Source organism: Paenibacillus antarcticus (assembly GCF_001637225.1).
GTDB classification, from domain to species: Bacteria; Bacillota; Bacilli; order Paenibacillales; family Paenibacillaceae; genus Paenibacillus_AQ; species Paenibacillus_AQ antarcticus.
This window is the reverse complement of the sequence record NZ_LVJI01000054.1, coordinates 229,364-253,935: the sequence shown is the minus strand read 5'-3', so window position 1 is coordinate 253,935 and position 24,572 is coordinate 229,364. Positions and strand designations below refer to the sequence as shown.

Below are 24,572 nucleotides of genomic sequence, written 5' to 3'. Positions count from 1 at the left end.
AGTTGTTACATTTCATAACATGGATAGGTGGAATATTAATGTATTGGCAAAAGTTTATAAAGACACATGTAAGTTTAACGTTATGTATCACCTTCATGCTCTCGTTCTTAATTGTTTATCCGACGAGTGCCGCATCGTTAATGTAAGACAGCTTTGATGACGGAGCTAGGAATTGGATTCCGAGTAGTGGTAGTTGGTCTGTTGTCGATGATAATGGCAATAATGTGTATTACCAATCTTCGACAACGGAAGGTCGTACGTCTTCATGTGATATGTCATGGCCCGATTATGCGGTTGAAGCCGATGTGAACATTGTTGACTTTAAGGGGTCGACAAGAACGTATGTTACAGGTAGATACCTAAACGGAAACAATTTCTATGCTGCTTCATTATACAACAGCAATGAAGGTACCTTGGAAATCAGAAAGAAAGTGGCCGGCTCTACAACAACCTTAGCTAGTAAATCATTTCCCTTGAATACGGGAACTTGGTATAAAGTGAAACTAGAAATGAGCGAAAACACCATCAACATGTATGTAAATGGTACGTTAGAACTCTCGGCTTCCGATTCTAGTTTGACTGCTGGTGCAGCAGGTCTGCTAACCTTTAAATCCATAGCTATGTTCGACAATGTGAAAGTTTTAGATACCAACGGCGATAGTACCATTCCGCCAGTATTAGAACCAGATCCTGAACCTGAACCTGAGCCAACCCCAGAACAGGATAGCGAATACAATCTCGCTGGTTTCTCTGAAGGAAATACAGGAGGAGGATCGATCTCAGAGACGGATTCCCAATATATTAAAGTATATGACGCAGAAGATCTAGCCAAAGCACTCAAAAAAGGCTCAAAATATAAGGTTATAGAAATTATGAATGATCTGGATCTAGGGTGGAACGAGATCCCTGTAGCTGCGAGAACATCACCTTTCAGCTCTCACAACAGTGCCTTAACACATCCCGTATTGATCAAGACAGGAATTAGTAAAGTTACAATAGATAGCTTCGATGGTCTAACGATCTTCTCGAACAATGGCGCTACAATCAAACATGCTGCTTTTACATTCAAGAAAAGTTCTAATGTCATCGTACGTAATCTTGAATTTGATGAATTGTGGGAGTGGGATGAATCCACAAAAGGAAATTACGATAAAAATGACTGGGACTATATCACCATAGAAAACAGTAAAAAGGTGTGGATTGATCACTGCACATTCCATAAATCCTACGATGGACTTGTCGATGTGAAAAAAGGAAGTAGTGGCGTTACCATTTCATGGTCTTCCTTTTTAGGCGATGACAGAAGTTCAAATAGTTGGGTTACACAACAAATCAACGCTATGGAAGCCAACAAATCTTCATTTCCGATGTACGAATATTTAAGAAGTAGTTCTGTTGGATTGAGCAAAGATGATATTATCGCAATTGCTTCTAGCCAAAAGAAAGGTCATCTGATAGGAGCAACGGAATTCGCGGTGGATAATGCTGCACTTGAAGTGACGCTACATCACAACTACTATCAAGATATTCAGGATCGTATGCCTCGCCTTCGTGGCGGTAAGGCCCACGCCTATAACATTGTGATGGACAATGAAGGTGCACGAAATGCGAAAAAACGTCTTACTTCTACTATGGATAAAGCTATCTCTCGTAAGGGCTATCATTTCGGAGTTACGAGTAACGGAGCGATTTCTACTGAAGGAGGTTCCGTGTTGCTAGAGAATTCCGTCATCATTGATGTACTTAATCCACTTCGTAACAATCAAGCGGATGCGAATAACAAACAGTATACGGGGAAAATTGCAGCGATTGACACCATTTATTCGCTAGATGGAACAACATTCAGAGGGAATAGCGATTCTGCTAACAGTCCTCTCTCTCCTATTCCAGCATCCATTCAATCCTTTGCCTGGAACGGATTCACTTCGTTACCATACAGCTATACTGCTGATGATCCTACAAATTTAAAAGCTAGACTAACAGCATCTAATGGTGCAGGTTCAGGATCACTCTTCTGGTCAAAGGAAAACTGGCTAGGTACGAGCTACACAGGCTATTAAACTGGAAACAATCGTGCAATTTTGAATGAGCTATTTATAAAAGTTAAAGAAANNTTTTTTCTTTAACTTTTATAGGGTATATTTGTATACTTTTCATTGGGTGATCTTTATAAAACTCAGCCTCAAGGTTATTAAATGTAAAATATATTGATAATAAACATATAGTGTAAAAACTACAATAATTCCTGAGAGAGAAGCAAACAAGAGCATTTTCGGGAATAAGTAAGAATAAACAGAAAGAAAGTGTGGAACCACACTCTCATCTCAGAAATTTATTATTTTTATCAGCAAACATTACCACAAGCAGTATCACCTTAACTTGGTAACGTTACTGAAAATAATGAAGATACACATCTTACAAATTAGGTTTAACCTCTCTAATCTCCAAGTCTAACAGAGGCTTATCGTGAACAACCTAGTTGACTAGCTTCTAGGTTACTGAATAATCAATTGATTATACTGTCAGAATTTATGGGGCTCGCTGATTGAATGTGTCGCTTGAATAAGATTTTTCGATATCGACTTAGCAACTAAGATATGTAAGTGATGAAGAAGAATTGAAATGTGTTCCTTTTTCGACCAATTGAGTTGCTAGTACCATAGAAATAAATAAGTTAATACTCACTTTTCAACTTAGAGTAGATTGCAAGATCAACATATTTCCCTTTTTCGAACTCATGTTGCCTTAATACACCTTCTTTTTGGAAACCAAGCCTATACATCAATCGGATCGACGCCTCATTTTCCGGTTCCACTTTCGCCTCAATTTTATTTACCTTCATGGTCAAAAAACCAAAATCCATGATACATTTCACTACCTCTGTCATGATACCGTTACCCCAAAAATTAGGGGATAAGTCATAACCGATTTCTATACGATTGTGTATCTTTTCGTAATTCAAAAATCCGCATGTTCCAATCACTTTATTGGACTCATTATCTTCAATCATCCACCGTAGTCCAGATTGTTCCTTGAAAATTCTCTGATACCAATTCATTTCATTTATCGCATCCTCAATAGAAGTAAATGGTGTGAATGGCATATATTTAACAACATCTTCGTTTGAATAAAGCTCATAAATATCATAGCGATCGCGCTCTTCTTCTTTCCTTAATGTAAATCGTTCTGTCTTAAGCTGAGGGAAATCAATAAAAGTATTCTCTGAATTCATGCTAATCCTCCTTTTTCATTGTAAATCCACAACGCCATTAACTATTAAAATACCAAATATAGAGACATATAACACTACAGGTTCTTACCCACCCAATATTCAATTTTATTTATAGTGTATCTTTAACGTTTCGCATTCCTTACTTTCAATCGGTTTAAGTGACCAAAGCGGACGATAGTAAGATCCTACTTCTCGCAAAATCCCTCTCAGTGACCAAGGAGCGTTAGCGACGATGTAGAAATGTGTTGTTAGGCGATACCAGACTGTATTCGCACTCACTAAGCTCTTATCCATGTTGATCTCGTGTAACCAATCTTCATACCAACTCGTTCCATATTTCGATGACTTGTCGAACAATATGAAGTCTGACTCACAACTAATTTACATCCATTCTTATAAGCATCATTAATACGCCTCTGAAGTAAATGTGTTTGAAAACCTTTATTTCTGTAATCTGGTAGAGTCGTTGCAAATGTAAGAGAAGCAACATTATCCTCCATATACATTACTGCAACAGCAGCAGGAACATCATTATAAAATCCTATATAATACTTCCAACCATGTCGAGCGAAAAGTACTTTATTATTTGCAGCTACGTAGGATTTGCCTTCTAATGAGAGTCCTGTACCCAAACAATGGATTTCGGCATATATATCAAACTCATCTTCTTGTAATTCTCGAATATGTATTTCTTCTTTTTCGATACTATTTATTTCTATAGACTCAGAATATAGTGTTGTGTGAAATCCTGATTGATAAAAACCTTTTTGAAATAACAATTTTAAGACATCTTGATTAACCTTACTGGGAATGATTTGGATTTCAAAATTTCTTTCCCGTTCCTCATAAAACCTAAGTACATCTTCTATTACCTCTCCGTCCATTAACCCCTTCACATTATTGAATAATCCCCACGGCATTGTTCTACTATAGAACGCAGTACATAGTCCAAATTCATTTATCTCAATACCTTCTGGATTACCTTCTCGTTCTTGTATCGCAATCATTCGATCTATCATATAATTGATTTCAGATTTTTCTAAGATTTCAGCTAAATCATAATTCATTATCATCTTCTTCTCCTCCTTCCCCTTCCCCTGACTTGCTTCTATTGGTGTCAAATATCGTTCGCATATTCCTTATGTTTAAGCGGTTTAAGTGACCAAAGACAACGGATCCTTATACTTAACCGGTTAAATTTGCGCTTGATTCCTCTTCTTCGAAATCCCTCCAAATGTTTATTCCTTTACTATCTTTATCTTATGGGCTTCTGCTTGTGAGGGGTATGATTCGTCGATTCCACCCTTAATTTTATAATGTATTTTCTGACCAGATTTTAAATTTCTTGTATTGGTTCTTAACCATATTGCTTCTCCGACATACTCATCCATAATATCTTTCCAAGTCATGTTCATATATTTCTTCTCAACCACTAAAATACGATTTTCTGTTACTTCTAAAATAAATCCTTCACCTTCAGATGGAGATCGGTTTATTGCAGACCCTTCCTTGGAACTGCAACCAGCAATTAAAATTACCATCATAGCTAATAATATAATTCTCTTCATTGGGTCACTCCTTTGAGAATCAACTTGCATCTAGCGACGATCGATCTAGTAATGTTCTGTCATGCGATGCTATGGACTTCTTAAGAAACGCTGTGTAAACGTTGTTAGATGATTCTACATTAATTTACTTACATCATTCTTTTTGCCTTAATTAATATAAAAGATGGTCTCTTTCTTTCATTTATTAATTTGGGCATCTTCTCAATACCCTCAGGAATTGATTCAGGCTCAACAATTTCTTGAACAACTAGCCCATTTTGTATTAATACATTAAGTAAAGTTGAGAGTTTTCTGTGGTATTTTATTACTCCATCAATTCCCCAGAACTGAGTTCTGAGACCTTCTTCTCCATAATTATCAATAGGCCAATGCAATATATTGTTATTGGTATCTTTAATCCATCCTTCATTACTCTTATTTGACAATACCATTGGATGCTCTGTAGAAAACACCAAGTAACCATTTAGTTTAATCCATTGTACAATCCTACTAATTAATAAATTATAGTCCTCAATATAGTGAAAGGCTAAAGAACTGACAACCAAATCAAACTCATTATTATTGAAATCAATCTCTTCTATGGAACTATGGAGATAATGAATTTGAGTACGTTTTCTTGCCATATCTAACATCTTCTCTGAAATATCTACACCTGTAACATGAGTTGCTCCGTTATCGATAATGTAATTTGCTTGTTCACCAAAGCCGCATCCCAAATCTAGTACTTGTAAATCCTTAAGGATTGGAAATAATTTTCTTATTGCAGGTTGTTCAATAAAGTCATTGTATGTGATCCTAGTTTCTCTTAAGTTCTTATACATCTTAAAGAACTCTGGGTTGTCATAAAGATTCTGTTTCATGTTCTACCTCCACAATTATCTTCTAAATTTCACTTAACATTGCGCATTCCCGATGTCATTAACAAAGGGTCGTGCGACTTATCCACTTGGTGACAGCCTGAGGTACTTTCATGATATCTATATCCATCTATATATTTTCCCACTAGTTACTTTTATCCTGTTAATGCTTGCCCACTGTTTTAATTCTTCTATGTTAGCATCTTCATTATTGTTGAATCTAAAATGTAAATCCATTGAAATCAATTTTCTTCCATATAGCTTGATACCGACACTCTGTATAAAATAGCCTTGTATTATAATCTTCTCAATTTTTTCAATTGGTACTTCAATATGATTTATCTTAATTGTATTTTCTGTGATTTCGAACTCATTACTTTTTCTTAAGCTCTTCTTTAATAGCAATACTACTTGTAATAGGGTACATGAAATTAAGATAATGGCAAAAAAAACGGATAAAAAATCATCTTTTCGAAGTACAAATAATAGTAAAAAAGTAATTAAAATAGAACTGATCACTTGGATATACCTTGATTTAGGTAATTTGATTTCATATTTCTTGTTCATGTTCTGGTTAACTCCCTTTCTCACTGGTTTCAGATAACGTTTCCGCATCTGCGATGCGACCCAACCATAGGCTGGGTCGTGGTTGTCAGAATATTCTTCTGTGCTTTACTACCTGACAACCAAGGGGCTAATGCCACGTAGCGGACTTATCCACTTGTATGTGTCGCCTGAATTAACTTCTACGAAATCCATCATGCGACCAAGGAGGTCAGAGATGATACAGCAATGTAATGTTATAAGATGTCCCCCGCCTCTTCGATAATCTATACAAGAGTTCTTTCAATAAATTCATATTCCTTTGTTTTCAGGTTAATTATCCTTGTTCTTAAATCGTTCTTAGAAATGAAAACTGACTCTCCCACTCTATCAATACAATAAGCTATTGGTATTGAAATACCACAGTTTCTAAATGAGCCATCTGCATGACTTGTACCCAGTATCATCGTATTATATTTAACTGCGATTCTCTTCGCCTCAGAAATCCACTCATCAAATTGTTCTTCACTGAACATTCCTACACCTATCGGATGTGCAATATAAGTCAGACTTGTATCATATTCTTCTAATCCAAGTAATCCTTGCAATAATTCTACACATAACAAATAGCCGATCTTAGAACCATTAACCTCAACCGCAGAAGGAGTATATAAACGAACATTCATTGGTGACTTTGCACGTTCTAATATGATCTCGCCATATTGATTAATTATTAATGCTCTATCTTTGTTGTTATCTCTATATCCTGTAATTATCATTTTCTTATATTTATTTGCTAACGCACATGCTCTAACTACATTATCTTTATCTGTGATGTAACCCTCAGGAAATAACACTGCATCAAAATCATAATCCAAAGCTAGTTCAGTTTGGAGTTGTTCAAGATTTTTTTCATGGATTGGCTGAGAGATTAGTATCTTCATAGATTGTTCCCTCTCTTCAATAGTTTTGCGGGGATTTCTTATAACGTTTCTGTATTCATGACGTTCATTCCCCTTAGATAGCTCTTATCTTAGGGGGAATGATGTGTCTAGTTGAATCTGCTTCCTTGCTACTGATGAAAATACTCCAATCGAATCCACTTCTACTGCTTCGCCAGACCAAGGGCGGATGCCGCAGCGTGAACACATTGTTATATGATGGATCGGCCTTCTCTGAGTTACAATAAATTATTCTTCAACTTCTTTCCATTAACTTCTTCCCTATAAAACTTGTTGAAATAACTGGAATTCCTATTTCCTTAGACCATATCGAAAGTTGTCCTATATGATGAATTTCATGCACAATAATATGTCTTAGTATCTCACCTTTAAAATAGATATCATCATCCCACCCTGGAGTTACCATTTCATATTCCATATCCGTTGACCAATTAGTCAATAATTCTTTAATTTCTATTCTAAGTTTATCTGATAATATTCTCATTGATTTAATGTCTTTATATTCCTCAAAATCAAAAGTAACATCAGGTTCATTCTTAATAGCTCTAATCCAGCTATATTCAACATCTATAATATGAAATAACGTCTTCATGATTGAACCAATTCCTGCATTCCGTTCTCTTAATAATTCAATTTCAGAAATTGGTTCAAGAATTTTTAACCATTCATCTCTTATCTGCCAATTATATTGAAATAAAGATTCCATTGAAAATACCCCCAATCATTAATTTACCGATCTTCCATAAAATGTTGCGTATTTCTGATGTTAATCAGCTACCACTATCAACTTCTCACTTAATTTTATCTACCAAAATTTCAATATATTATACTGTTCTGATTCCACCTCGAATTCAATCTTTGCTTCCTGTATGATTTCTTCATCAGTGGAGCCACTAACATTAATTTCGAATTTCCCTTTAATTGTTATTGTCTCATCGGGTTTTAGCTTTTTATTAATTTTCACTACAATATCTCCTGATTCGACTCTAGATAATACTGAATTTGAAAAATTCGCTTTTAAGTTCTTTACCATCGTACTTCTTTTGTTGGTATTTGTTATATTTACTTCGTAAGTGAGAGAATGTAAAATATTTGCATCTACTTCTAATTGTTCTAAGGAAGCTACCGAACTGGATACATATACTGCCGATCCATGATAGTTGATGTTCAAGTTAAAAAAAGATAAAGTCATTATTACTATAACAATTAAGATGCTAATAGTTAATAGTTTTGTCTTCTTCATCTTGGTCCCCCCTCTTAACGGTACTCTTCAGTAGTTTCATCTAACCTTTGGCATTCCTGACGCTCAAGTAGCTTGAGTGACCAAAGGGAATGGGTCGTCAGACTTAGTTGGTTGAATGTATCGTCTGAATATCCTTCTTGGCGATCAAGGGAAAATGCCCGATGTAGGTATGCAGAGTTATGAGATGTCCCCCGCCTTCTGAGCATTACTAAAGTTTTATTCCTAATGAAGGTATGCGCCCATCAGGCTGTTCACTGGTTCAATACGGTTTTCTGTATGACCACAAAAGGTCCTGCTTCTTTTCCTCAAACAAGGCATTGATTTCATTAAACCATTTCGTCCTGCTTCCTCTGAAAACCATAGTATTTGAGTCTTTATTAACAAACCCCTTATTTATTTCAACTTGCCCTAAAGAATTAATTCTGTACTCTAAGGTTAAATTAGTACTTGAAATTAACTCAATTACTAATTCAAACCTGTCAATCCCATTAGTTTTTACATTCCCAATGTCAGGAAATAATTTAATGACTGTCCTGTCATTTAAGAGACTAATCACTTCAGCTATTTCATGTTCATCCGTTGTAGTAATTGATTGCATAGTTGATTCTTGGCCAGGTTTATAATGAATAAGTACAATATCAACTCCAGTAATATGTTCATGTTTATAATAAGATTTTACTGAGTCATACCCAATGTATAGGACATAACCTAATCCAATAATTAGAACAGTAAGCATTATTATAATGTTTTTTTTCATGTTAGATTGAATCAAAGCTTATCCCTCCATATGAGAAATCAGGTATGGTTTTCATCATATCTATCATTAATATAATCCAAGAAACTAATTGCATGTTAATCTCCTGTCATTATAGTTTTACGGGGATTTCTTATAACGTTTTGGTATCTACGTACCCTCACTGGATTAAGGCGCATTAGCGCCGGTCCAATGGACTTAGCCAGTGCAGGGCTGTCTGCCTGATTCTGCTTCTTTGTGAAATGCCTCGGGCAGACCAAGGGGCTTCAGCTCCACTACGTAGATACGTGCCAATTATTGCAACCCTCGTCTGATAATTTATAAACTTTGTAGAACTCCTCCTGCAAGTCCGTTACTTAAATCAAAAAACTCTTCACATATTGTTGACTTGTCTAACATAATTCGATTACAACCTTCTTGATATCAAATGGTGGCCATAAGATTAAGGGATGATTGAATATCTTTTATCAGTATTTCATCGAAATCAATTCGAGAAATTTCTATATTATTCTCTAAAATTTTACGAACGTTCATATATATCCTCCCGCAATATTAAAATTATTAAAAAATGCATGGTGACTACTTCGAATGAATCATTGATCTATTATGTTTTTCACTTTATTTTGGTTTTCGGGCATGTCATTTAACGTATGCGCATCTGCGACGTGACCCGGCCTTAGATAGCTCTTATCTTAGGCTGGGTCATGTGTTGTCTGAGATTACTTCCATGATTACTCGCCTGACAACCAAGGGGCGAATGCCCCGAAGCACAGATGCCTTGTTATAAGATGTCCCCGACTTCGAAGGTATTACTAGACTGCTTTTCTGATCTGATCCTTGTCTCATTTCATGTACAATACATTAAGTTCTTCCATTGATCACTTCACTAAGATATTGATCTTAGTCTATATTTATCAAAGATTCTTTTATCATAAAATATTGTGTATTCGTTATTTTCTTTAACTAATTTTGTAATATCAATTGAAATTCTTATAGTTCTTACTCGATTACTTTGATTAATTATTGTCATTTCATTTTCACTAACCTTCTGAACGGTAACTACTTCATAAGTTGAAGATCGAAAAGAATTCCAAAACATAAATAAAACCACAATGATTAATAAAAAAATGATAATTCTCTTGTTTTCTTTAATCATTAGATCTCCTTTCAGTGGTTCTGAACTTATCGCTTTTTGTCCACTTTTCGGATTTCTTATAACGTAAAATCTGTATACGCTCCATCTCTTCTATACTCAATTGAATTCACAGTTTCTTAGCCGACTCTTAATTCCCCATTATCTAACGTCTATCCCGTCTCTAATCGCTTACCAGTACATCAGAAATCTTCCCGTCATATCCCATCATATATAAGTGAACTTTATGATCTTTAGGATTTAAGTAAGATATTGAATACATATATAACTTATTCTTTTTCCATTCAATGTATAGGAAAGCTCCAAGCTTTCTCTCCATCAGACCTTCTACATCAATCCTCGTATCGCTTTCACCTTGATAATCTGTAGCTTTGAAATATTCATATTTCCAGTATGAGTCACTACCATTTTCTGAATCGCTATTGTGTGTTATCTCAAACTTTTCATTAAATAATGCTTGTACCTCTTCCTTGGTTAATCCCAATTTCAATTTCTTTTTGATTTCATTCATTTTTTCAATTATTTTTTGATCTCTTTCCTTAACTTCTCCATTGGTAGGAATGGCTTCCTTAGTTTGAGTGGCAGATATTATTGCGATGGTTTTTGTATCCTCATTCCACTGAACTTGTCCACCAGTAGCCCCAAATACCAAACTACATGCAGTGATTACTGCAAACGCTTTCCACTTCATCTTTTTTCACCTACCACTTATATATTTTCCTATCATTTTTCCTTAGAAGGTATAATGGTATACAACTAAGTTTACCACATAATCCCAAACTGGATTCTAACTAACGAACCTTCATCATGTACGACAAATAGACTCTCTTAGGTATATTAAAAAAGTTAATATAAAACTTTTATACTTAATTTAACGTTATACAACTAGCCATTGGAAATATAACTAGCAAAGCGGGGATGGTAGTTGGGTACATGTCTCATTATATTAGTACAATTAATTATGCTCACAAGCAATTTTGGAGGAGATTAATATATTATTTCGTATGAGAAATATGGATTGGTTCATTGTAGTCATATTATTATTATTTATGGGAATTAGTATAACGCTCATTCATAGTGGTGTAGCTGCTTGGCCGGAGTTTATAGGTTATGATAAGCGCATGTTCTTTTATTATATTTTAGGGTTTATTTGTTTTTTTGGAGTATCCTTTTTCAATTATCGATTCATTCTAAAATACCATTGGTGGTTGCTTGCTGGGGGGATATTTCTCCTATTCATTACATCTTTTATTGGAGATGAAGTGAACGGATCACAAGGTTGGATCAAAGTTCCTGGGGTTGGTCTTAATCTGCAGCCAGCGGAACTATTTAAGCTCGTTCTTATCATTTCCCTTTCTGCCATAGTCGCTCAGAATAATAACGAAGAACTCTCCTTTTCAAGGAAAGTTCTGCCTCTATTCGTATTAACTTGCGTACCTTTTGCGATCGTTATTGGTCAGAATGATATGGGGAACGCGCTTTGTTATTTTGTTATATTACTAGGTGTCCTGTGGACAGGAAATCTAAAATACTCCCATACCATCATGTTATTACTTGTGATATCCGTCTTTATCTATATCGGCATTAAATCATATATTTCATTTCACGATCAGATTTCATCGTATTTAGTAAGTATAAATAAAGAACACTATTTGAATCGATTAGATCCATGGCTTATACCTGATCAAGCTAGTAGAGATGCATCGTACCATACTAAAAATGCCTTGATTGCAATCGGTTCAGGAGGATTGTTCGGAGAAGGATATATGAACGGTTCTTCCGTTCAATTTAACTTAGTACCTTACACATATTCAGATTCTATCATTGTTGTTATAGCGGAGGAATTCGGTTTTATCGGTGTAGCAGTACTTCTACTACTCTACTTTTTCCTTATTTATCGATTGATTCTTATCGCATTAGAGTGCAAATTGCGGGAAGGTTCCATCATTATCATTGGAATCATCTCTATGTTTCTATATCAGATTTTTGAGAATATCGGAATGTTTCTAGGTTTAATGCCCTTAACAGGAATTACGCTACCTTTTATTAGTTTCGGTGGAAGCTCTCTATTGATTAATATGGCTAGTCTAGGTTTGGTCATCAGTATCCAAATGGATCATTACGAAGAGCATTCAATAACATAAGAAACAGTCCCTTCTCCATACCCATCCTTCAAGCTATGAATAACAATATTATGCAATCCGTTAGATTTAAGCGTATTCTCAAATTCCTGCATATCGTAGAGACGAATAGGGAAATCCATGATTTCTGTTTTTTCGATATGCCCATTTTTTACCGATTCATATTTCAACTGAGTAGTAAGCATGCACTCTTCCTCGTCATAATGAACTTTTTTGTATGAAACAATCCTTTCATCCTCCAACTGTATTTGGTCCAATTCCATCCATTCAGGAATCTCTTCTATGCCATCGTATTTCAACATGATCGTTAGCAATATTTTACCATCCCTTGTAAGTGCAGATTTCAAATTATTGAGACTCTTGTTAACCAATGAATCCGGTAATAATGAGAATGAGCCAAAAGGGATGATGATTAAGTCATAGAAATTGTCCCCTTGAAATTCTTCTATCTTTTCATAATAAACATTGGGTTTAAGATTCAGTCTCTCTCCCTTCTCTTTACATACTTTAAGCATCTCTTCTGAGATATCAAACCCTTCAATATGAATTCCTTTTTGCATAAGTGGGATAAGCATTCTACCGTTTCCACACATAGGTTCCAACACTTTCATATTCTTGTCTTGAACAAAAGATAGATAGAAATCAAGCTCTTTGCCTTCAGCATAGGCTTTATCGATTTCATATATTCTGGTGCAAAGTTCCCCATAGTAAGTATTCATATCATACCCCTCACATTCTCAATAGTAGATTTGTTACCTTGTATTTGTTCAGTATAGATTAATTTCTAATACTCGACTGATCCAAAATTGCTAAGTTTATTATTCTTGACGGATTTATAAATAAGTGATATATTACCTCTCAGCCAATTAGTTAAGTACTTAATTATTTAGTATTTAACTATATTTTTAAGTATTATACTGATTTATTTAGGGGGTAGAATTTTGTCTAATAATGAAGAATTTTATGAAATATCCTCCATGTTCAAAACTTTTTTAAAAGGAATCAATCAGGACTGGAACAAACAAGGACACGAACTAAGTATGACGCAATGTAAAACGCTCTATTCGTTGTCTAGAAATGGTCCGCAAAAGGTATCACAACTAGCTAGTTCTCTAAACTTTACTGCAGCAGCAATTACAGGCATAACAGATCATTTATTCGCTGAAGGTTACGTGAATAAGGAGCGCGCAGAATCTGACAGGAGAGTTGTAAATATTACACTAACGAAGAAAGGAGAAGACATGATCGCGGGACTGATGGAAAATCAACGAGAACTTATGGGGAATTACTTCAAAATATTACCTGATGAGGATATCGTCCATTTGAGAAGGATCTTTGCTGTATTAATTTCAAAAATAGATAATGTATAGATTGATATAACGCGCTCACGAGTTTCTTCCTTTCTAAAGAGACTCCTGAATTTGGGGAAGTTCAATCTAAATAGCTAAAAAATTTAAAAAAGTGGTGAATAAACAACATATGGAACATTTATCAGATAAAAGAAAACTTAGTATTATGATTGCAATCATGGCCGCGATGTTGTTCGCAGCAATTAATCAGACAATTACAAGCACGGCTATGCCACGTATCATTGCCATTCTAGATGGTATGGATTATTATACGTGGACCATCAATATTTACTTATTAACATCAACAATTGCTACGGTTCTTGTCGGCAAACTGTCCGATATGTTCGGCCGTAAGCCTTTTCTATTAGCAGGTATTCTACTATTTATGGTAGGGGCTTTCCTTACGGGTACATCGACAGACGTTTATCAATTTATTATTTATCGCGGTATTCAAGGGATTGGCGCTGGTATTATCCAGTCCACTGCATTTACGGCAGTAGGGGACTTATTCCCTCCACGTGAACGGGGCAAATGGATGGGTATCATGATGGCCGTATTCGGTTTTTCTAGTGTACTTGGACCCACGCTTGGTGGGTATCTGATTGACCATCTAGATTGGCACTGGCTGTTCTGGATCTTCCTACCACTCGGTATCGTAGCATTCGTAATGATTCTTGCCTTGTTCCCTAAAGTCCAACGCGGGAAGTCAACCAGTATTGATTACTTAGGTTCCCTATTTATGACAACGACTATTGTTCCGTTGCTTCTTGCTTTCACTTGGGCAGGTACGACATATCCATGGGGATCTTGGCAAATTCTTAGTCTCTTGGCTGGGACAGTCGTTTCGGCTCTTATCTTCATATTCATAGAGTCTCAAGTGGAAAACCCGATTTTGCCACTGTATTTATTTAAGAATAACATCGTTACGATATCGAATATCATTGGATTTATCATGAATTTCGGCATGATGGGGGCTATGATCTATCTATCCTTCTTCGTACAAGGTGTATTGGGTATCTCTGCAACATATGCTGGATATGTAACGATGCCTATGTCCATCGTTATGGTTGTTGCGAGTGCTGTTACAGGACAAAGAATGGCTAAAAAAGGAAAGTATAAACGTTATGCCCTAATTGGAATTCCGATTATGATCGCAGGTATGTTGATTATGGTATTCATGAATAATGTACCTATGGCAGTACTTAGTATGGCTGTATTTGGTCTTGGGCTTGGATTAGGTATGCCTGTATTCTCATTGGCTACACAAAATGCCGTTTCTCACAAAGACTTAGGGGTTGCAACAGCCTCTTCTCAATTATTCCGTAATTTAGGTGGTACGATCGGAATAGCAGTAATGGGTACGGTTATGGCGAATAATCTATCCAAGAACTTGAAAGATGCTTTGCAATCACCTTCAGCACCCGATTTCAGTACGATGGATCCGAAATTAAGTGAGCAAATGCTCGCCTTCGCAAATCCACAAGCATTGATGAATAAGCCGTTACTTGAAAAAACACAAGCGAGTCTTCCTACTGATGCTCAGCCTGTATTCGTACAAATGGTTGACAGTATCCGTGATGCATTGGGACAATCACTATCATCTGTATTCTTAACAGGAATGATCGTGCTGTGTATTGCCTTTGTGCTAGTCTTCTTCCTGAAGGAGATTCCACTTAGAACTTCCAACGAAATGCCATCTCCGGAAGAAGCTCCACAAGATAATAAAGATAACGGTTCAGAACTTGCTTTGGATAAAGCTTAATAAAAAGTTGTTGATCCCAGATCTTTAAGGCAATTGTTATCAACTACACACAAAACAGCAAAAAAACTGCAACCTGCCAATCTATTAATTGGTCAAGTTGCAGTTTTTTTCATAACGTTGATGCTGCCTTACTTAACAGTTCCGACAGGTGATCAGTATCAACTGATTGGCCTTGTCTTAGCTTGAGTGTCTTTCTTTCAGGAGGACCTTCGAACATTCCTTCCGGAAGTACAAGTTCACTTGCGTTAAAGATAATAAAACTTACCGTGTCTTTGGATACTGAAATGGCAGCAGCATATTTTCCATTTTTCAAGAAATGGGGTTTCTTGTACTGAATGCGCTCCCGAACTTCAGGGACCGCCTGATGAACGATCTCGCGAAGTTGTGCACACAGAACCCCCTGCCAAGGTTCTGTTAACGCTTCAGTAAAATCCGTTACATCTTGATTCATTTGCACCCTCCTATTTAACTGCAACTCAATTTTCTCCATATAGAAAATATATCCAGTCCATTTATTCATTTGTCATCATATATAAAATCCCTGTTTCTTCGTTACCCAAATCCTATTAGCTGCGTTCTTTCTCTTGTTGCTCCATATATTTACGCATGTTATGCATATATTCTGGTGCATCCATGGGATCGCTGACAATCATTTCAATAATGCATAACCTGTTATTGCATTCAGCTTCGGCTCGGATGATTGCTTGATCAAGCTCCCTATTACTTCGAACGCTCAGTGTAAAAGCATCTCCTCCAAAAGCCTCTGCTAGCTTGGTATAGGACCAGTTCGGCACTTGATTGTACGTCTGTCTCTCGGTTTGAACATTCAAATACTTCTCAATCGTATACCCATAGTTGTTTAACACAAAAATGATCGGTTTGCATCCATAATGTAGCATGGAACTAATCTCCTGAGCCGTAAGTTGTAATGAGCCATCACCCGTAAAGAGTAATACCCGACGCGTAGGAGTCGCTATACATGCGCCGAAGGCCGATGGGGTTGCATAACCAATGGATTGCCATCCACCTTGAGCGATAAAGATTACGTCCGTTGGAAGTCTGACCTGACTCATTCCATAATAAAATGTGCCCGTCTCTGCGATCACAATATCGCCTTCTTTGAGCATGTCTTGAAAGCGTGGATAATAGGCTGCTGCTGAGATCAAGTCGTCAGGCTTATCCTGTAATTTATCATAAGGAAATGTTCCTTTCGTGACCGGACTTTGCTGCTTGTATCCTATGCTCTGCATAGCAAGGAGCATATCTTCTGCTAACACATTTGGATACTCCGCTCCGCCTACTTTTACCATATTCGGTTGAATCTCGACCATTTGTAGTGGATTTATCTTTGCTGTAAAATTGGCCGTATTAGTATCTGCCCACACCAATCCTACCGCAATGACACAGTCTGCGCTCTCTACTGAACTCCGTACTACTTGGCAACCAAATAAGCCTCCGTACATTCCGATAAATAAAGGATGACTTTCATCAAAAGCACCCTTTCCATACATCGTGCATGCAACCGGAATGTTAATAGACTCAGCTAAGTTTCGTACAGATTCTTGTAAACCGAAACGTATGGTTTTGACATCTGCTAGAAGAACCGTATTCTGAGATCCATTCAGCAGCATACGGACGTGGTCAACTGCTACCTGTAAGGTCTTTTGATTCGATTTAGGTTGTTGTGGAACAACTTCATTGTGAACTAAGATCGGTTTCAAGACCAGATCATCAGCCACTACAACGTAGACGGGTTTTCTCTTCTGTAATGCTATACGAATGGCATTTGGAATCTCAATCTCAGCATTTTCGGGGGTAAGAACTACAGTGTAAGCTGTGATAGGCTCATATACTTTTCGAAATATATCGAAATTTCCATCCATCAATGTATGATGCATTAGCTTATGTTCTTTCTGATCCATGTCGTGAGGTGCACCCACGATATGAATGATGGGTACATTTTCACTATTTGCCCCAGCAATAGCATTACATGCACTCAATTCCCCCACCCCAAACGTCGTAATGAGCGCCGATATTCCCTTAATTCTGGCATAGGCATCTGCTGCATAACCTGAATTCAGTTCGTTTCGACCATTGATAAAATGAATGCCTTCATATCTCTCAAGACTATCTAGTATATTGAAATTATAATCACCCGGCACACCAAAAATTTCGGTTATTCCCTCTTGTTTCAGGCAATCAAAAAGGTAGACTCCCAATGACTTCTGTATCATTTCTCCCTTGTGATCAGGGTTTTCTTTAATATTGTTATTTTTCAAAATAAAGCTCACTCCTTATCCATTCTGTGGATTATGTTCTGTATAACATTACCCCTTTTCGGGAATGTTATTCGATTAGCAGATATATTGGAGCAAGTAATAATCCGAATTTTTGAGATAAATGAATAATTTACCTTTCCAAATGAGAGAATATATTTATTCTAATGTTTGGAGGGTTCAGCCCTATGCTAAAGAGAATTCGCAAATCCTTCAATCCCCCAAAAGAAGTACCTACTACGGTTCCATGCACGGAAAACAAGCCCCAATCGGGACAAATGAGTCCTTTGCTAGATCATAATCTGCAACGCATTGAAACGATTGTTGGTGAAAACTCTGATTTGGTCATTCGAAGATTTCTCATATTTGGGGAATATCATGGTGCAATCGTTTATTTCTCATCCATGGTCGACGAACACTCTATTTTCACTGATATCCTCAAACCACTAATGTCACCTCCTCTCCATTTGATAGGTAGAACAATCCCAGATCAAGAGTTGTTAGATATCATTTGGAATGAAGTCTTGCATTTAAGTAAGAGCAAAAGGATTTCTTGTATAGACGAAATGCTTGATACAGGTATTCAAGGAAGCACGTTACTTATGCTTGACGGTTTTGCCGAATCCATTGTTTTGGATACCCGGCAAGTTCAAATGAGAGGGATAGAACAACCGCAAACCGAACAAACGATCCGCGGTGCGCGGGAAGGTTTCATTGAAGTATTAGAATCGAATATATCTCTTCTCCGTTCACGATTACAGACAACGGATCTAAGAATAACGGTCAATCCTATTGGTCAAAAAACAAAGTCCAAAGTGGCTGTTTGTTATCTCGAGAGTGTTGCGAATCCAGAGTTGATTAAAGAAGCAAATAGAAGACTCTCAAAGATTGATACCGATGGAATATTGGATGCAGGGTATATCGAACAATTTATAGAAGACCATCCCTACTCCCCATTCCCACAGGTTCAAAATACGGAACGTCCAGATAAAGCAGCAGCCTCTCTTCTAGAAGGCCGCGTGATCCTACTGACAGATGGGTCCCCATTTGCATTGATCGTTCCAGCTGTATTTAACCAGTTCTATCAGACTCTGGACGACTATACAGAACGCTTTATAATAGGCAGTCTGATTCGTTTTATTAGGGTAATAGCTTTGCTATTTTCATTATTCTTCCCAGCCCTTTACGTCTCCATCATTTCCTTTAACCCTGAATTAATTCCTACTGATTTTGCCGTGGCTGTTGCAGGGGGACGAGCGGGTGTTCCTTACCCTTCTGTTATTGAGGTGTTAATCATGGAAGTATCCATGGAGGTATTACGAGAAGCTACACTAAGGATGCCCCAAATCATTGGGGGTGCCCTTTCAATTGTTGGAGTCCTTGTTATAGGTTCGGCCGCTGTATCTGCTGGTTTTGTAAGTCCAATCACAGTAGTAGTTGTCGCTTTAACTACAATCGGGTCATTTGCAACTCCTGCCTATAACGCAGCGATAGCCTTACGAATGCTTCGATTTCCATTAATCATTATGTCGGGCATATTTGGCCTTTACGGTGTCATGATTGGGATCATATTTATTATCAATCACTTATTATTTATGGATTCCTTTGGTGTTCCTTATCTCTCACCCGTTGTCCCTATTAATAAACAAGGGCTAAAGGATACATTAATTAGAGCTCCGCTTTGGTGGATGTGGAAACGTCCAAGCCATCTACATACAGTTGATAATACTCGTCTCGCTGATAACGATAAACTAAACACTGAACCTGTACTAAATCCAACACAAGAAGAGAGATAGTATATGAACAAATCAAGAACAATCTCGTTAATTCAAGCATCAGCGATACTCATCAGCTCTATGATAGGTGTAGGTGTGCTGGATGTGCCACGTATGGCAGCTACCACAGCTGATTCAGGGGCACCCTTGATCACATTGATCGGTATTGCAGTTGCCTTCCTTGCTCTCTGGTTCACAACCATCCTAGGAATGCGTTTTCCTCGGGAAACAATTTTTCAATATAGCCGACATATCATTGGAAGACCGCTCGCATTTTTTTTTCAACTTATGTATCTGTTTGTCTTTTGCCATCCTGACTGCTTTAACCGCTCGGGAATTTGGAGAAGTAATAATTACCACGGTATTGCGTGATACACCTATAGAAGTTACTATCATCGTCTTGCTCGTGTTGACCGCATTATCTACTCGAAGAAACATCGTCAAATTTTCCTATATCCACTTGTTTTATTTACCCTTTTTACTCGGACCTGCCTTAGGAATTATACTGACTTCTTTACAAAATGCTGATGTCCTTAATTTAGAGCCTGTGATTGGTAACCACCATACAAATATTATGGGAGGTTTATTGGATATAGCCGCTTTGTTTCAGAGCTCATTTATTATCACGTTAATAATTCCTTTTATGATGAAACCTGAAAAGGCAATGAAAGCAAGTATATGGGCAATGATTATTGCTGGAATGCTATATTTGCTCATAGTCATTTCAACCATTGCCACTTTCGGTCCACAAGAAACGATACGTCTCATTTGGCCAACTCTAGAAAATGCAAGAACAGCTTCGATTCCCGGGGGATTCTTAGAACGTCTAGACGTCATATTTCTAATCGTATGGCTTATTTCTGTATTCACGACCATGTTCACCACATACTATTTGACATGTTATACAACCCAAGAACTCTTCCATTTCAAAGATCATGGATTGTTTTCTACCTTTCTCCTCCCCTTTGTGTTTGTATTCGCGATTTGCCCTCACGATATATTTCAGTTCTTTCAAATTGCACAATGGACAGGTAGAATAGGATTTTTCCTGACGCTCTGCTACCCTATTTTATTGTGGGTAATCGCAGTAATTCGAAAAAAGAGGGAGCGTACCTGTGAAGAATAGACGCATCATTGTAGTATTACTGCAACTCACTGTCTTCTCCTTACTATTAACCGGATGTTGGGATAGCCTCGAAATTGACAATCGTTCTCTTATTCTGGGGATAGCGATTGACGAAGCTGGACCCGATGCAGCAAAAGAGGAAGATCTTACGAATCACAAGAAATTAGACTCCCCAGATTTAAATGCTAATATGATTCGATTGACAGCTCAAATAGCTGTAGCTGGTCGAATTCCACTAGGTCCTGGTAGCGGGGGCGATTCAGAAAATAGTGCAAAAGGAAAAAACAGCCCTGTTTGGGTTGTTGAGGTCCTGGGACACACTATCGATGATGCCATGAATAATTTGCAACAAGAAATAGCAGATCCACGCTTTTTAATTCATCTCCGAGTCATTGTAGTAAGTAAAAAAATTGCTGAAAAAGGATTAGTTAATTTAAATGATTACCTCCGTAGGAATCCTGAGGTACGTCGTTCAACATGGCTTCTCGTTGCTGATAAACAAGCTGCTGATTTCATGAACGTAGCTCCCCCTTTAGAGCGCGTACCAACCTTATATTTACTTTCTATGATAGAGAAATCTATAGCGATGGGTAAATTCCCTCAGGCCTTTCTCTCAACCTTCTGGAGCAATGATTCAAAGCTTGGGCAGAGTGCCTATTTACCATATGTTTCGATACGACAAGGACAGAATGTCCTTATTAAAGGACTCGCTTATTTCAAGGATAACAAATTGGCCGGTACAACTACATATCCCATGGAGATTGGCGTATTTATGGCAGCTAAAGGAATTAATCCAGGTGGATTTACGACGTTGTTCCCAGTAAAAGATATAGGGTATGTCATGGTAAGAACAACGAATCGTAAAAGCCACATCTCCATTCAAATAAAGAATGGCAAACCACACGCTAATGTGTATGTTCGCCTTCAGTCTGAACTTGGTGAGAAGTATGATGAACAATCAAAGATTGATAGCGAGAAAAGTTTAAAAACTATTGAACTAGAACAAGAACGATGGATTGCCAATGTGATCCATGACCTTATTAAGAAAACGCAGAAGGATAAATCGGATATTTTTGGTTTCGGTGAATATGTGAGAGCACATGAACGCTCATTCTGGAATAAATCAATTCAAGAAAAAAGAGACTGGGAAAACATGTATGCTGACATGTCAGTGACCATCAAGGTGAAAGTGAACATTCGTAGAGTTGGAATGAAGATATATTAAGGAGGGTCGCTGGATATGAATTCAATACTTAGCTCCGCATCGTATATTGTGGCTCTGTTCGTTCTCTCTGGTGTTTTTTTATTAGCCATTGATTGTAGGATATACCGGATGAAAGATATGCAAAAGGAACAACATGCTGCTCGCAATCTAGGATACACTCAATTGTGCCTTTCAGTCATTCTATCTTCTATAGCAATTACGTATTATTACATGCAATAACATTAATATTGAGAAGGATGACTAAATAATTCAATAATCTTACAATATGCAGATAACAAATAAGCAATCGAACAGCTTTCACCGTTCGATTGCTTATCTTTTTATAACCTATTTAGATTCATCTTTCTATCTTATAATATACAAATGTTGCATGTAAGACTCTATCGATTGACATTATATAGTTAGGAATCCGTCCAACTTGAATATAACCAAGTGAAGTATACAGTTGATTTGTTGGGTCTCCTGCTCTTGTATTAAGGAATAATAAAGACTTAGCATCTTGCTTGGCTCTCAACGCTGCCTTTTGCATAAGCAAACGACCGAACCCTTTTTGTCTATAATTAGGGTGTATCATTAATTTGGCAATTTCAACTTGATCCCTGTTCTGCTTTTGATTTATATACAACTGCACGCTACCTATGATTGATTCATTTATTGTCGCAACCAATAGAATCACTTCAGGTCCAAGTATATTCATCCAATAGTGCCTAGCATCCGATAAGCCTAGTGATGGTAAGAAACCTATCGAAGACCCAACCTCTTCTACTTCTATTAGAAGGGCTGCAAGCTCGTCAACATATTCTTCGATGAATGTGATTTCCTCAACGGTTACATCTTCGGCCATACCATTCCCTCCCTATTAATTTGATGCAAAAGGATTGGTTAGCTGGTGAGTATCCGGATCATATCATTCGGTTGTTCAAACTTATATTTAGCCGGTATAATATCATGGTTTTTACAGCCCCATAGTGCGAGACCGAAGTCTACCCCGGCATCTCTTGCACATTCATAGTCATACACTGTATCTCCAATATATATAGAAGATTTAGGATTAGCACCAGAAATCTCTAAATACTTTAACAGTGGCTCCGGATTAGGCTTATGCTTCAACGTATCATCTGCGCAGACGACATGTGTTAAATAGTCCATCAGGCCAAATGGGGCGAAATCATCTTGTACTTCCTGCGATGTCTTTGAAGTGACGATACCTTGCTTGATATCCCTTTGTTTCAGAGTAACTAACAAATTTGTAATCCCAACGAATACCTCGATTGTATGATAGAAATCCTTCATAAAGTGCTCCCAACGCGCATGAGACTTAGGAATATCTTGAACTCCTAATTGTTTTAATGAGTATACGCCTGGAATTCCTAGTACAAAATATAGTTCATGTGCTTCATATTTAATGCCGTGATCTATCTCTAACATTTTTTGAAGTGAGCCTATAACCGCATTTTCTGTATCTATTAACGTGCCATCCACATCAAAAATAATCGTATTGTACATTCCAATTCATCCTCCCTAAGTATCTATCTCTTGAGAACATGGTAAAGTATGAAATGGATTTCATGTCAACACTTAAATTGACGAGCGATGGATTATTCGATAGGGAATCTCAATTTTATGTTGCAATTTATTAATGATAAGTTCAAATGCTTGTTCACCAACTTTAATTAATTGATGATCGACAGAGGATAGTCCTAATCCCACACCAATGGGTTGATTCTCCTGGCCCATGATCGCTAAATCTTGTGGTACTTTTATATTCATTGATTGTGCATACAGATAAATGCCACCGGCAACCTCATCCCCATTAGCATAAATAGCGGTCGGTCTCGAAGCCAGACTCAACAGCTGCTGTCCAGCATGATATCCATCCTCTACACAATAACAATCAGATATGTGAAGTTCTGTTGGAAGTTCTCCAAATGTATTATTGTAGGCATCGAGCGTCTGTCGGGTGCTAATGCTCTCCATGCCTCTACCTCTAGTAATTGCTACTCTTGTATGTCCTTTAACTTTAAGATACTGAAATACTTCAAGATACGAAGCATATCTGTCAATATAGGAACAGCCTATCTCAGGATGATCCGTGTATTCACAACAAACGACAGGCCCATAATTGGTATAGGGTATGATTGACTCCCAGTCATTTGAACGCGAAGTAATGATGATACCGTCTAGTACTTTATTTTTGAGCATAGCCAGATAAGTTAACTCTTTAGCTTTGTTATATTTAGTAGGAAGTACAATGACAGAATAATCCCTTTCTATAGATGCATTAAGCACGCCGTGTAACATTTGATCAAATGCTTGATTGTTGTTATAAGGGATGATTATACCAATCATTCTTGTTTCCCTGCGTATTAAATCGACAGCGCTTTTGTTGGGGGTATAATCCATTTGGTCGATCACTTTCTGTACGGCAGATCGTTTTTCTTCAGAGACGTATTTATGATTGTTTAGCACCCTGGATACGGTTGCTACGGACACACCAGCCATCTTAGCTATTTCATTAATATTAGCCATACAAACCTCCCACCGACCTATCAAGGTTCATAATATAAGGTTACTACACTTCTTCTTTTATACAACTTCCGATTCTA

Annotated in this window: 27 protein-coding genes and 1 pseudogene; 10 read left to right on the top strand and 18 right to left on the bottom strand. The window is 37.2% G+C overall.

The window, feature by feature from the left end; translation table 11 throughout:
* Positions 1-224 precede the first annotated feature (224 nt).
* Positions 225-2,060 carry a pectate lyase family protein gene (locus PBAT_RS24050; protein WP_246168239.1) on the top strand — a complete coding sequence of 612 codons (1,836 nt, stop codon included), beginning with the start codon at positions 225-227 and terminating at the stop codon, positions 2,058-2,060.
* 614 nt (positions 2,061-2,674) lie between these two features.
* Here PBAT_RS24050 and PBAT_RS24045 read toward each other — a convergent pair.
* The 7 genes from PBAT_RS24045 to PBAT_RS24020 all read right to left on the bottom strand — a co-directional run bounded on the left by PBAT_RS24045 (position 2,675) and on the right by PBAT_RS24020 (position 7,144).
* Complete coding sequence (locus PBAT_RS24045) at positions 2,675-3,232, bottom strand: GNAT family N-acetyltransferase (protein WP_068653181.1); 558 nt, start codon at positions 3,230-3,232, stop codon at positions 2,675-2,677.
* 105 nt (positions 3,233-3,337) lie between these two features.
* Positions 3,338-3,526 carry a hypothetical protein gene (locus tag PBAT_RS25480; protein WP_149466336.1) on the bottom strand — a complete coding sequence of 63 codons (189 nt, stop codon included), beginning with the start codon at positions 3,524-3,526 and terminating at the stop codon, positions 3,338-3,340.
* On the bottom strand, positions 3,511-4,305 hold the full coding sequence (locus tag PBAT_RS24040; protein WP_068653180.1) for a GNAT family N-acetyltransferase: 795 nt from the start codon (positions 4,303-4,305) through the stop codon (positions 3,511-3,513). The genes PBAT_RS25480 and PBAT_RS24040 overlap by 16 nt, the downstream gene beginning before the upstream one ends.
* A gap of 165 nt (positions 4,306-4,470) precedes the next feature.
* Entirely contained in the window at positions 4,471-4,800 is a 330-nt protein-coding gene (locus PBAT_RS24035) for a DUF3221 domain-containing protein (protein WP_068653179.1), read from the bottom strand.
* Between the two features lie 128 nt (positions 4,801-4,928).
* The gene (locus PBAT_RS24030; RefSeq protein WP_068653178.1) at positions 4,929-5,660 is read right to left on the bottom strand and encodes a class I SAM-dependent methyltransferase; all 732 of its coding nucleotides are present in this window, start codon (positions 5,658-5,660) and stop codon (positions 4,929-4,931) included.
* A gap of 117 nt (positions 5,661-5,777) precedes the next feature.
* A complete protein-coding gene (locus PBAT_RS24025; protein WP_068653177.1) occupies positions 5,778-6,224 on the bottom strand; it encodes a hypothetical protein in 447 nt (148 codons plus the stop codon).
* Between the two features lie 263 nt (positions 6,225-6,487).
* Entirely contained in the window at positions 6,488-7,144 is a 657-nt protein-coding gene (locus tag PBAT_RS24020) for a hypothetical protein (RefSeq protein WP_068653176.1), read from the bottom strand.
* Positions 7,145-7,242: 98 nt separating this feature from the next.
* Between PBAT_RS24020 and PBAT_RS25475 the strand changes: the two genes are divergently transcribed.
* Positions 7,243-7,389 carry a hypothetical protein gene (locus PBAT_RS25475; protein ID WP_157091350.1) on the top strand — a complete coding sequence of 49 codons (147 nt, stop codon included), beginning with the start codon at positions 7,243-7,245 and terminating at the stop codon, positions 7,387-7,389.
* Between the two features lie 8 nt (positions 7,390-7,397).
* Here the strand turns inward: PBAT_RS25475 and PBAT_RS24015 are convergent, their stop codons facing one another.
* The 5 genes and pseudogenes from PBAT_RS24015 to PBAT_RS23995 all read right to left on the bottom strand — a co-directional run bounded on the left by PBAT_RS24015 (position 7,398) and on the right by PBAT_RS23995 (position 11,003).
* Positions 7,398-7,868, bottom strand: a complete 471-nt coding sequence (locus PBAT_RS24015; RefSeq protein WP_068653175.1) for a DinB family protein — start codon at positions 7,866-7,868, stop codon at positions 7,398-7,400.
* A 99-nt stretch (positions 7,869-7,967) separates the two neighbouring features.
* A complete protein-coding gene (locus tag PBAT_RS24010) occupies positions 7,968-8,405 on the bottom strand; it encodes a hypothetical protein (RefSeq protein WP_068653174.1) in 438 nt (145 codons plus the stop codon).
* A gap of 259 nt (positions 8,406-8,664) precedes the next feature.
* Positions 8,665-9,177 carry a hypothetical protein gene (locus tag PBAT_RS24005; protein ID WP_068653173.1) on the bottom strand — a complete coding sequence of 171 codons (513 nt, stop codon included), beginning with the start codon at positions 9,175-9,177 and terminating at the stop codon, positions 8,665-8,667.
* Between the two features lie 300 nt (positions 9,178-9,477).
* Positions 9,478-9,570: pseudogene (locus tag PBAT_RS26470) on the bottom strand (DUF4180 domain-containing protein); the annotation flags it as partial.
* 905 nt (positions 9,571-10,475) lie between these two features.
* Positions 10,476-11,003, bottom strand: a complete 528-nt coding sequence (locus PBAT_RS23995) for a hypothetical protein (protein WP_068653171.1) — start codon at positions 11,001-11,003, stop codon at positions 10,476-10,478.
* A 313-nt stretch (positions 11,004-11,316) separates the two neighbouring features.
* Here PBAT_RS23995 and PBAT_RS23990 point away from each other — a divergent pair, with 313 nt between their 5' ends.
* Positions 11,317-12,456 carry an FtsW/RodA/SpoVE family cell cycle protein gene (locus PBAT_RS23990; protein WP_248912458.1) on the top strand — a complete coding sequence of 380 codons (1,140 nt, stop codon included), beginning with the start codon at positions 11,317-11,319 and terminating at the stop codon, positions 12,454-12,456.
* On the opposite strand, the gene PBAT_RS23985 is transcribed toward PBAT_RS23990, so the two are convergent.
* Positions 12,432-13,172 (bottom strand): class I SAM-dependent methyltransferase, encoded by a 741-nt coding sequence (locus tag PBAT_RS23985; RefSeq protein WP_068653170.1) that lies wholly within the window; start codon positions 13,170-13,172, stop codon positions 12,432-12,434. The genes PBAT_RS23990 and PBAT_RS23985 overlap by 25 nt on opposite strands.
* A gap of 222 nt (positions 13,173-13,394) precedes the next feature.
* Here PBAT_RS23985 and PBAT_RS23980 point away from each other — a divergent pair, with 222 nt between their 5' ends.
* Together PBAT_RS23980 and PBAT_RS23975 are read left to right on the top strand one after the other, a co-directional pair.
* Complete coding sequence (locus PBAT_RS23980) at positions 13,395-13,823, top strand: MarR family winged helix-turn-helix transcriptional regulator (RefSeq protein WP_149466334.1); 429 nt, start codon at positions 13,395-13,397, stop codon at positions 13,821-13,823.
* Positions 13,824-13,932: 109 nt separating this feature from the next.
* Positions 13,933-15,564, top strand: a complete 1,632-nt coding sequence (locus PBAT_RS23975; protein WP_068653169.1) for an MDR family MFS transporter — start codon at positions 13,933-13,935, stop codon at positions 15,562-15,564.
* 109 nt (positions 15,565-15,673) lie between these two features.
* Here PBAT_RS23975 and PBAT_RS23970 read toward each other — a convergent pair whose 3' ends face one another.
* Together PBAT_RS23970 and PBAT_RS23965 are read right to left on the bottom strand one after the other, a co-directional pair.
* Positions 15,674-16,015 (bottom strand): DUF1801 domain-containing protein, encoded by a 342-nt coding sequence (locus tag PBAT_RS23970; RefSeq protein WP_068653168.1) that lies wholly within the window; start codon positions 16,013-16,015, stop codon positions 15,674-15,676.
* Positions 16,016-16,130: 115 nt separating this feature from the next.
* Positions 16,131-17,798, bottom strand: coding sequence for an alpha-keto acid decarboxylase family protein (locus PBAT_RS23965; protein ID WP_068653287.1), 1,668 nt, complete (start codon positions 17,796-17,798; stop codon positions 16,131-16,133).
* 230 nt (positions 17,799-18,028) lie between these two features.
* Here PBAT_RS23965 and PBAT_RS23960 point away from each other — a divergent pair, with 230 nt between their 5' ends.
* From PBAT_RS23960 to PBAT_RS23945, 5 genes are read left to right on the top strand one after another with little or no spacing between them, the layout of a single operon-like run.
* Positions 18,029-19,636 (top strand): spore germination protein, encoded by a 1,608-nt coding sequence (locus PBAT_RS23960; RefSeq protein WP_084403342.1) that lies wholly within the window; start codon positions 18,029-18,031, stop codon positions 19,634-19,636.
* Between the two features lie 3 nt (positions 19,637-19,639).
* Positions 19,640-19,987: a GerAB/ArcD/ProY family transporter gene (locus PBAT_RS26110; RefSeq protein ID WP_246168237.1), complete on the top strand. Its 348-nt coding sequence runs from the start codon at positions 19,640-19,642 to the stop codon at positions 19,985-19,987.
* The gene (locus PBAT_RS23955) at positions 19,872-20,741 is read left to right on the top strand and encodes a GerAB/ArcD/ProY family transporter (protein ID WP_338045639.1); all 870 of its coding nucleotides are present in this window, start codon (positions 19,872-19,874) and stop codon (positions 20,739-20,741) included. Before PBAT_RS26110 ends, PBAT_RS23955 begins: the two co-directional genes overlap by 116 nt.
* Positions 20,731-21,966: a Ger(x)C family spore germination protein gene (locus tag PBAT_RS23950; RefSeq protein WP_068653167.1), complete on the top strand. Its 1,236-nt coding sequence runs from the start codon at positions 20,731-20,733 to the stop codon at positions 21,964-21,966. The genes PBAT_RS23955 and PBAT_RS23950 overlap by 11 nt, the downstream gene beginning before the upstream one ends.
* 15 nt (positions 21,967-21,981) lie before the next feature.
* Positions 21,982-22,185, top strand: coding sequence for a CLC_0170 family protein (locus PBAT_RS23945; RefSeq protein ID WP_068653166.1), 204 nt, complete (start codon positions 21,982-21,984; stop codon positions 22,183-22,185).
* 118 nt (positions 22,186-22,303) lie between these two features.
* On the opposite strand, the gene PBAT_RS23940 is transcribed toward PBAT_RS23945, so the two are convergent.
* From PBAT_RS23940 to PBAT_RS23930, 3 genes are all read right to left on the bottom strand, one after another.
* Positions 22,304-22,810, bottom strand: a complete 507-nt coding sequence (locus PBAT_RS23940; RefSeq protein WP_068653165.1) for a GNAT family N-acetyltransferase — start codon at positions 22,808-22,810, stop codon at positions 22,304-22,306.
* Positions 22,811-22,848: 38 nt separating this feature from the next.
* Complete coding sequence (locus PBAT_RS23935; RefSeq protein WP_068653164.1) at positions 22,849-23,472, bottom strand: HAD family hydrolase; 624 nt, start codon at positions 23,470-23,472, stop codon at positions 22,849-22,851.
* Between the two features lie 72 nt (positions 23,473-23,544).
* Positions 23,545-24,495, bottom strand: coding sequence for a LacI family DNA-binding transcriptional regulator (locus tag PBAT_RS23930; protein ID WP_068653163.1), 951 nt, complete (start codon positions 24,493-24,495; stop codon positions 23,545-23,547).
* Positions 24,496-24,572 lie beyond the last annotated feature (77 nt).

Coding starts and splice junctions, on each gene's coding strand:
- PBAT_RS24045 (WP_068653181.1), bottom strand. CDS start 3,232: ATGAATTCAGAGAATACTTTTATTGATTTCCCTCAGCTTAAGACAGAA.
- PBAT_RS25480 (WP_149466336.1), bottom strand. CDS start 3,526: ATGGATAAGAGCTTAGTGAGTGCGAATACAGTCTGGTATCGCCTAACA.
- PBAT_RS24040 (WP_068653180.1), bottom strand. CDS start 4,305: ATGATAATGAATTATGATTTAGCTGAAATCTTAGAAAAATCTGAAATC.
- PBAT_RS24035 (WP_068653179.1), bottom strand. CDS start 4,800: ATGAAGAGAATTATATTATTAGCTATGATGGTAATTTTAATTGCTGGT.
- PBAT_RS24030 (WP_068653178.1), bottom strand. CDS start 5,660: ATGAAACAGAATCTTTATGACAACCCAGAGTTCTTTAAGATGTATAAG.
- PBAT_RS24025 (WP_068653177.1), bottom strand. CDS start 6,224: ATGAACAAGAAATATGAAATCAAATTACCTAAATCAAGGTATATCCAA.
- PBAT_RS24020 (WP_068653176.1), bottom strand. CDS start 7,144: ATGAAGATACTAATCTCTCAGCCAATCCATGAAAAAAATCTTGAACAA.
- PBAT_RS25475 (WP_157091350.1), top strand. CDS start 7,243: ATGATGTGTCTAGTTGAATCTGCTTCCTTGCTACTGATGAAAATACTC.
- PBAT_RS24015 (WP_068653175.1), bottom strand. CDS start 7,868: ATGGAATCTTTATTTCAATATAATTGGCAGATAAGAGATGAATGGTTA.
- PBAT_RS24010 (WP_068653174.1), bottom strand. CDS start 8,405: ATGAAGAAGACAAAACTATTAACTATTAGCATCTTAATTGTTATAGTA.
- PBAT_RS23995 (WP_068653171.1), bottom strand. CDS start 11,003: ATGAAGTGGAAAGCGTTTGCAGTAATCACTGCATGTAGTTTGGTATTT.
- PBAT_RS23990 (WP_248912458.1), top strand. CDS start 11,317: ATGAGAAATATGGATTGGTTCATTGTAGTCATATTATTATTATTTATG.
- PBAT_RS23985 (WP_068653170.1), bottom strand. CDS start 13,172: ATGAATACTTACTATGGGGAACTTTGCACCAGAATATATGAAATCGAT.
- PBAT_RS23975 (WP_068653169.1), top strand. CDS start 13,933: ATGGAACATTTATCAGATAAAAGAAAACTTAGTATTATGATTGCAATC.
- PBAT_RS23970 (WP_068653168.1), bottom strand. CDS start 16,015: ATGAATCAAGATGTAACGGATTTTACTGAAGCGTTAACAGAACCTTGG.
- PBAT_RS23965 (WP_068653287.1), bottom strand. CDS start 17,798: ATGATACAGAAGTCATTGGGAGTCTACCTTTTTGATTGCCTGAAACAA.
- PBAT_RS23960 (WP_084403342.1), top strand. CDS start 18,029: ATGCTAAAGAGAATTCGCAAATCCTTCAATCCCCCAAAAGAAGTACCT.
- PBAT_RS26110 (WP_246168237.1), top strand. CDS start 19,640: ATGAACAAATCAAGAACAATCTCGTTAATTCAAGCATCAGCGATACTC.
- PBAT_RS23945 (WP_068653166.1), top strand. CDS start 21,982: ATGAATTCAATACTTAGCTCCGCATCGTATATTGTGGCTCTGTTCGTT.
- PBAT_RS23940 (WP_068653165.1), bottom strand. CDS start 22,810: ATGGCCGAAGATGTAACCGTTGAGGAAATCACATTCATCGAAGAATAT.
- PBAT_RS23935 (WP_068653164.1), bottom strand. CDS start 23,472: ATGTACAATACGATTATTTTTGATGTGGATGGCACGTTAATAGATACA.
- PBAT_RS23930 (WP_068653163.1), bottom strand. CDS start 24,495: ATGGCTAATATTAATGAAATAGCTAAGATGGCTGGTGTGTCCGTAGCA.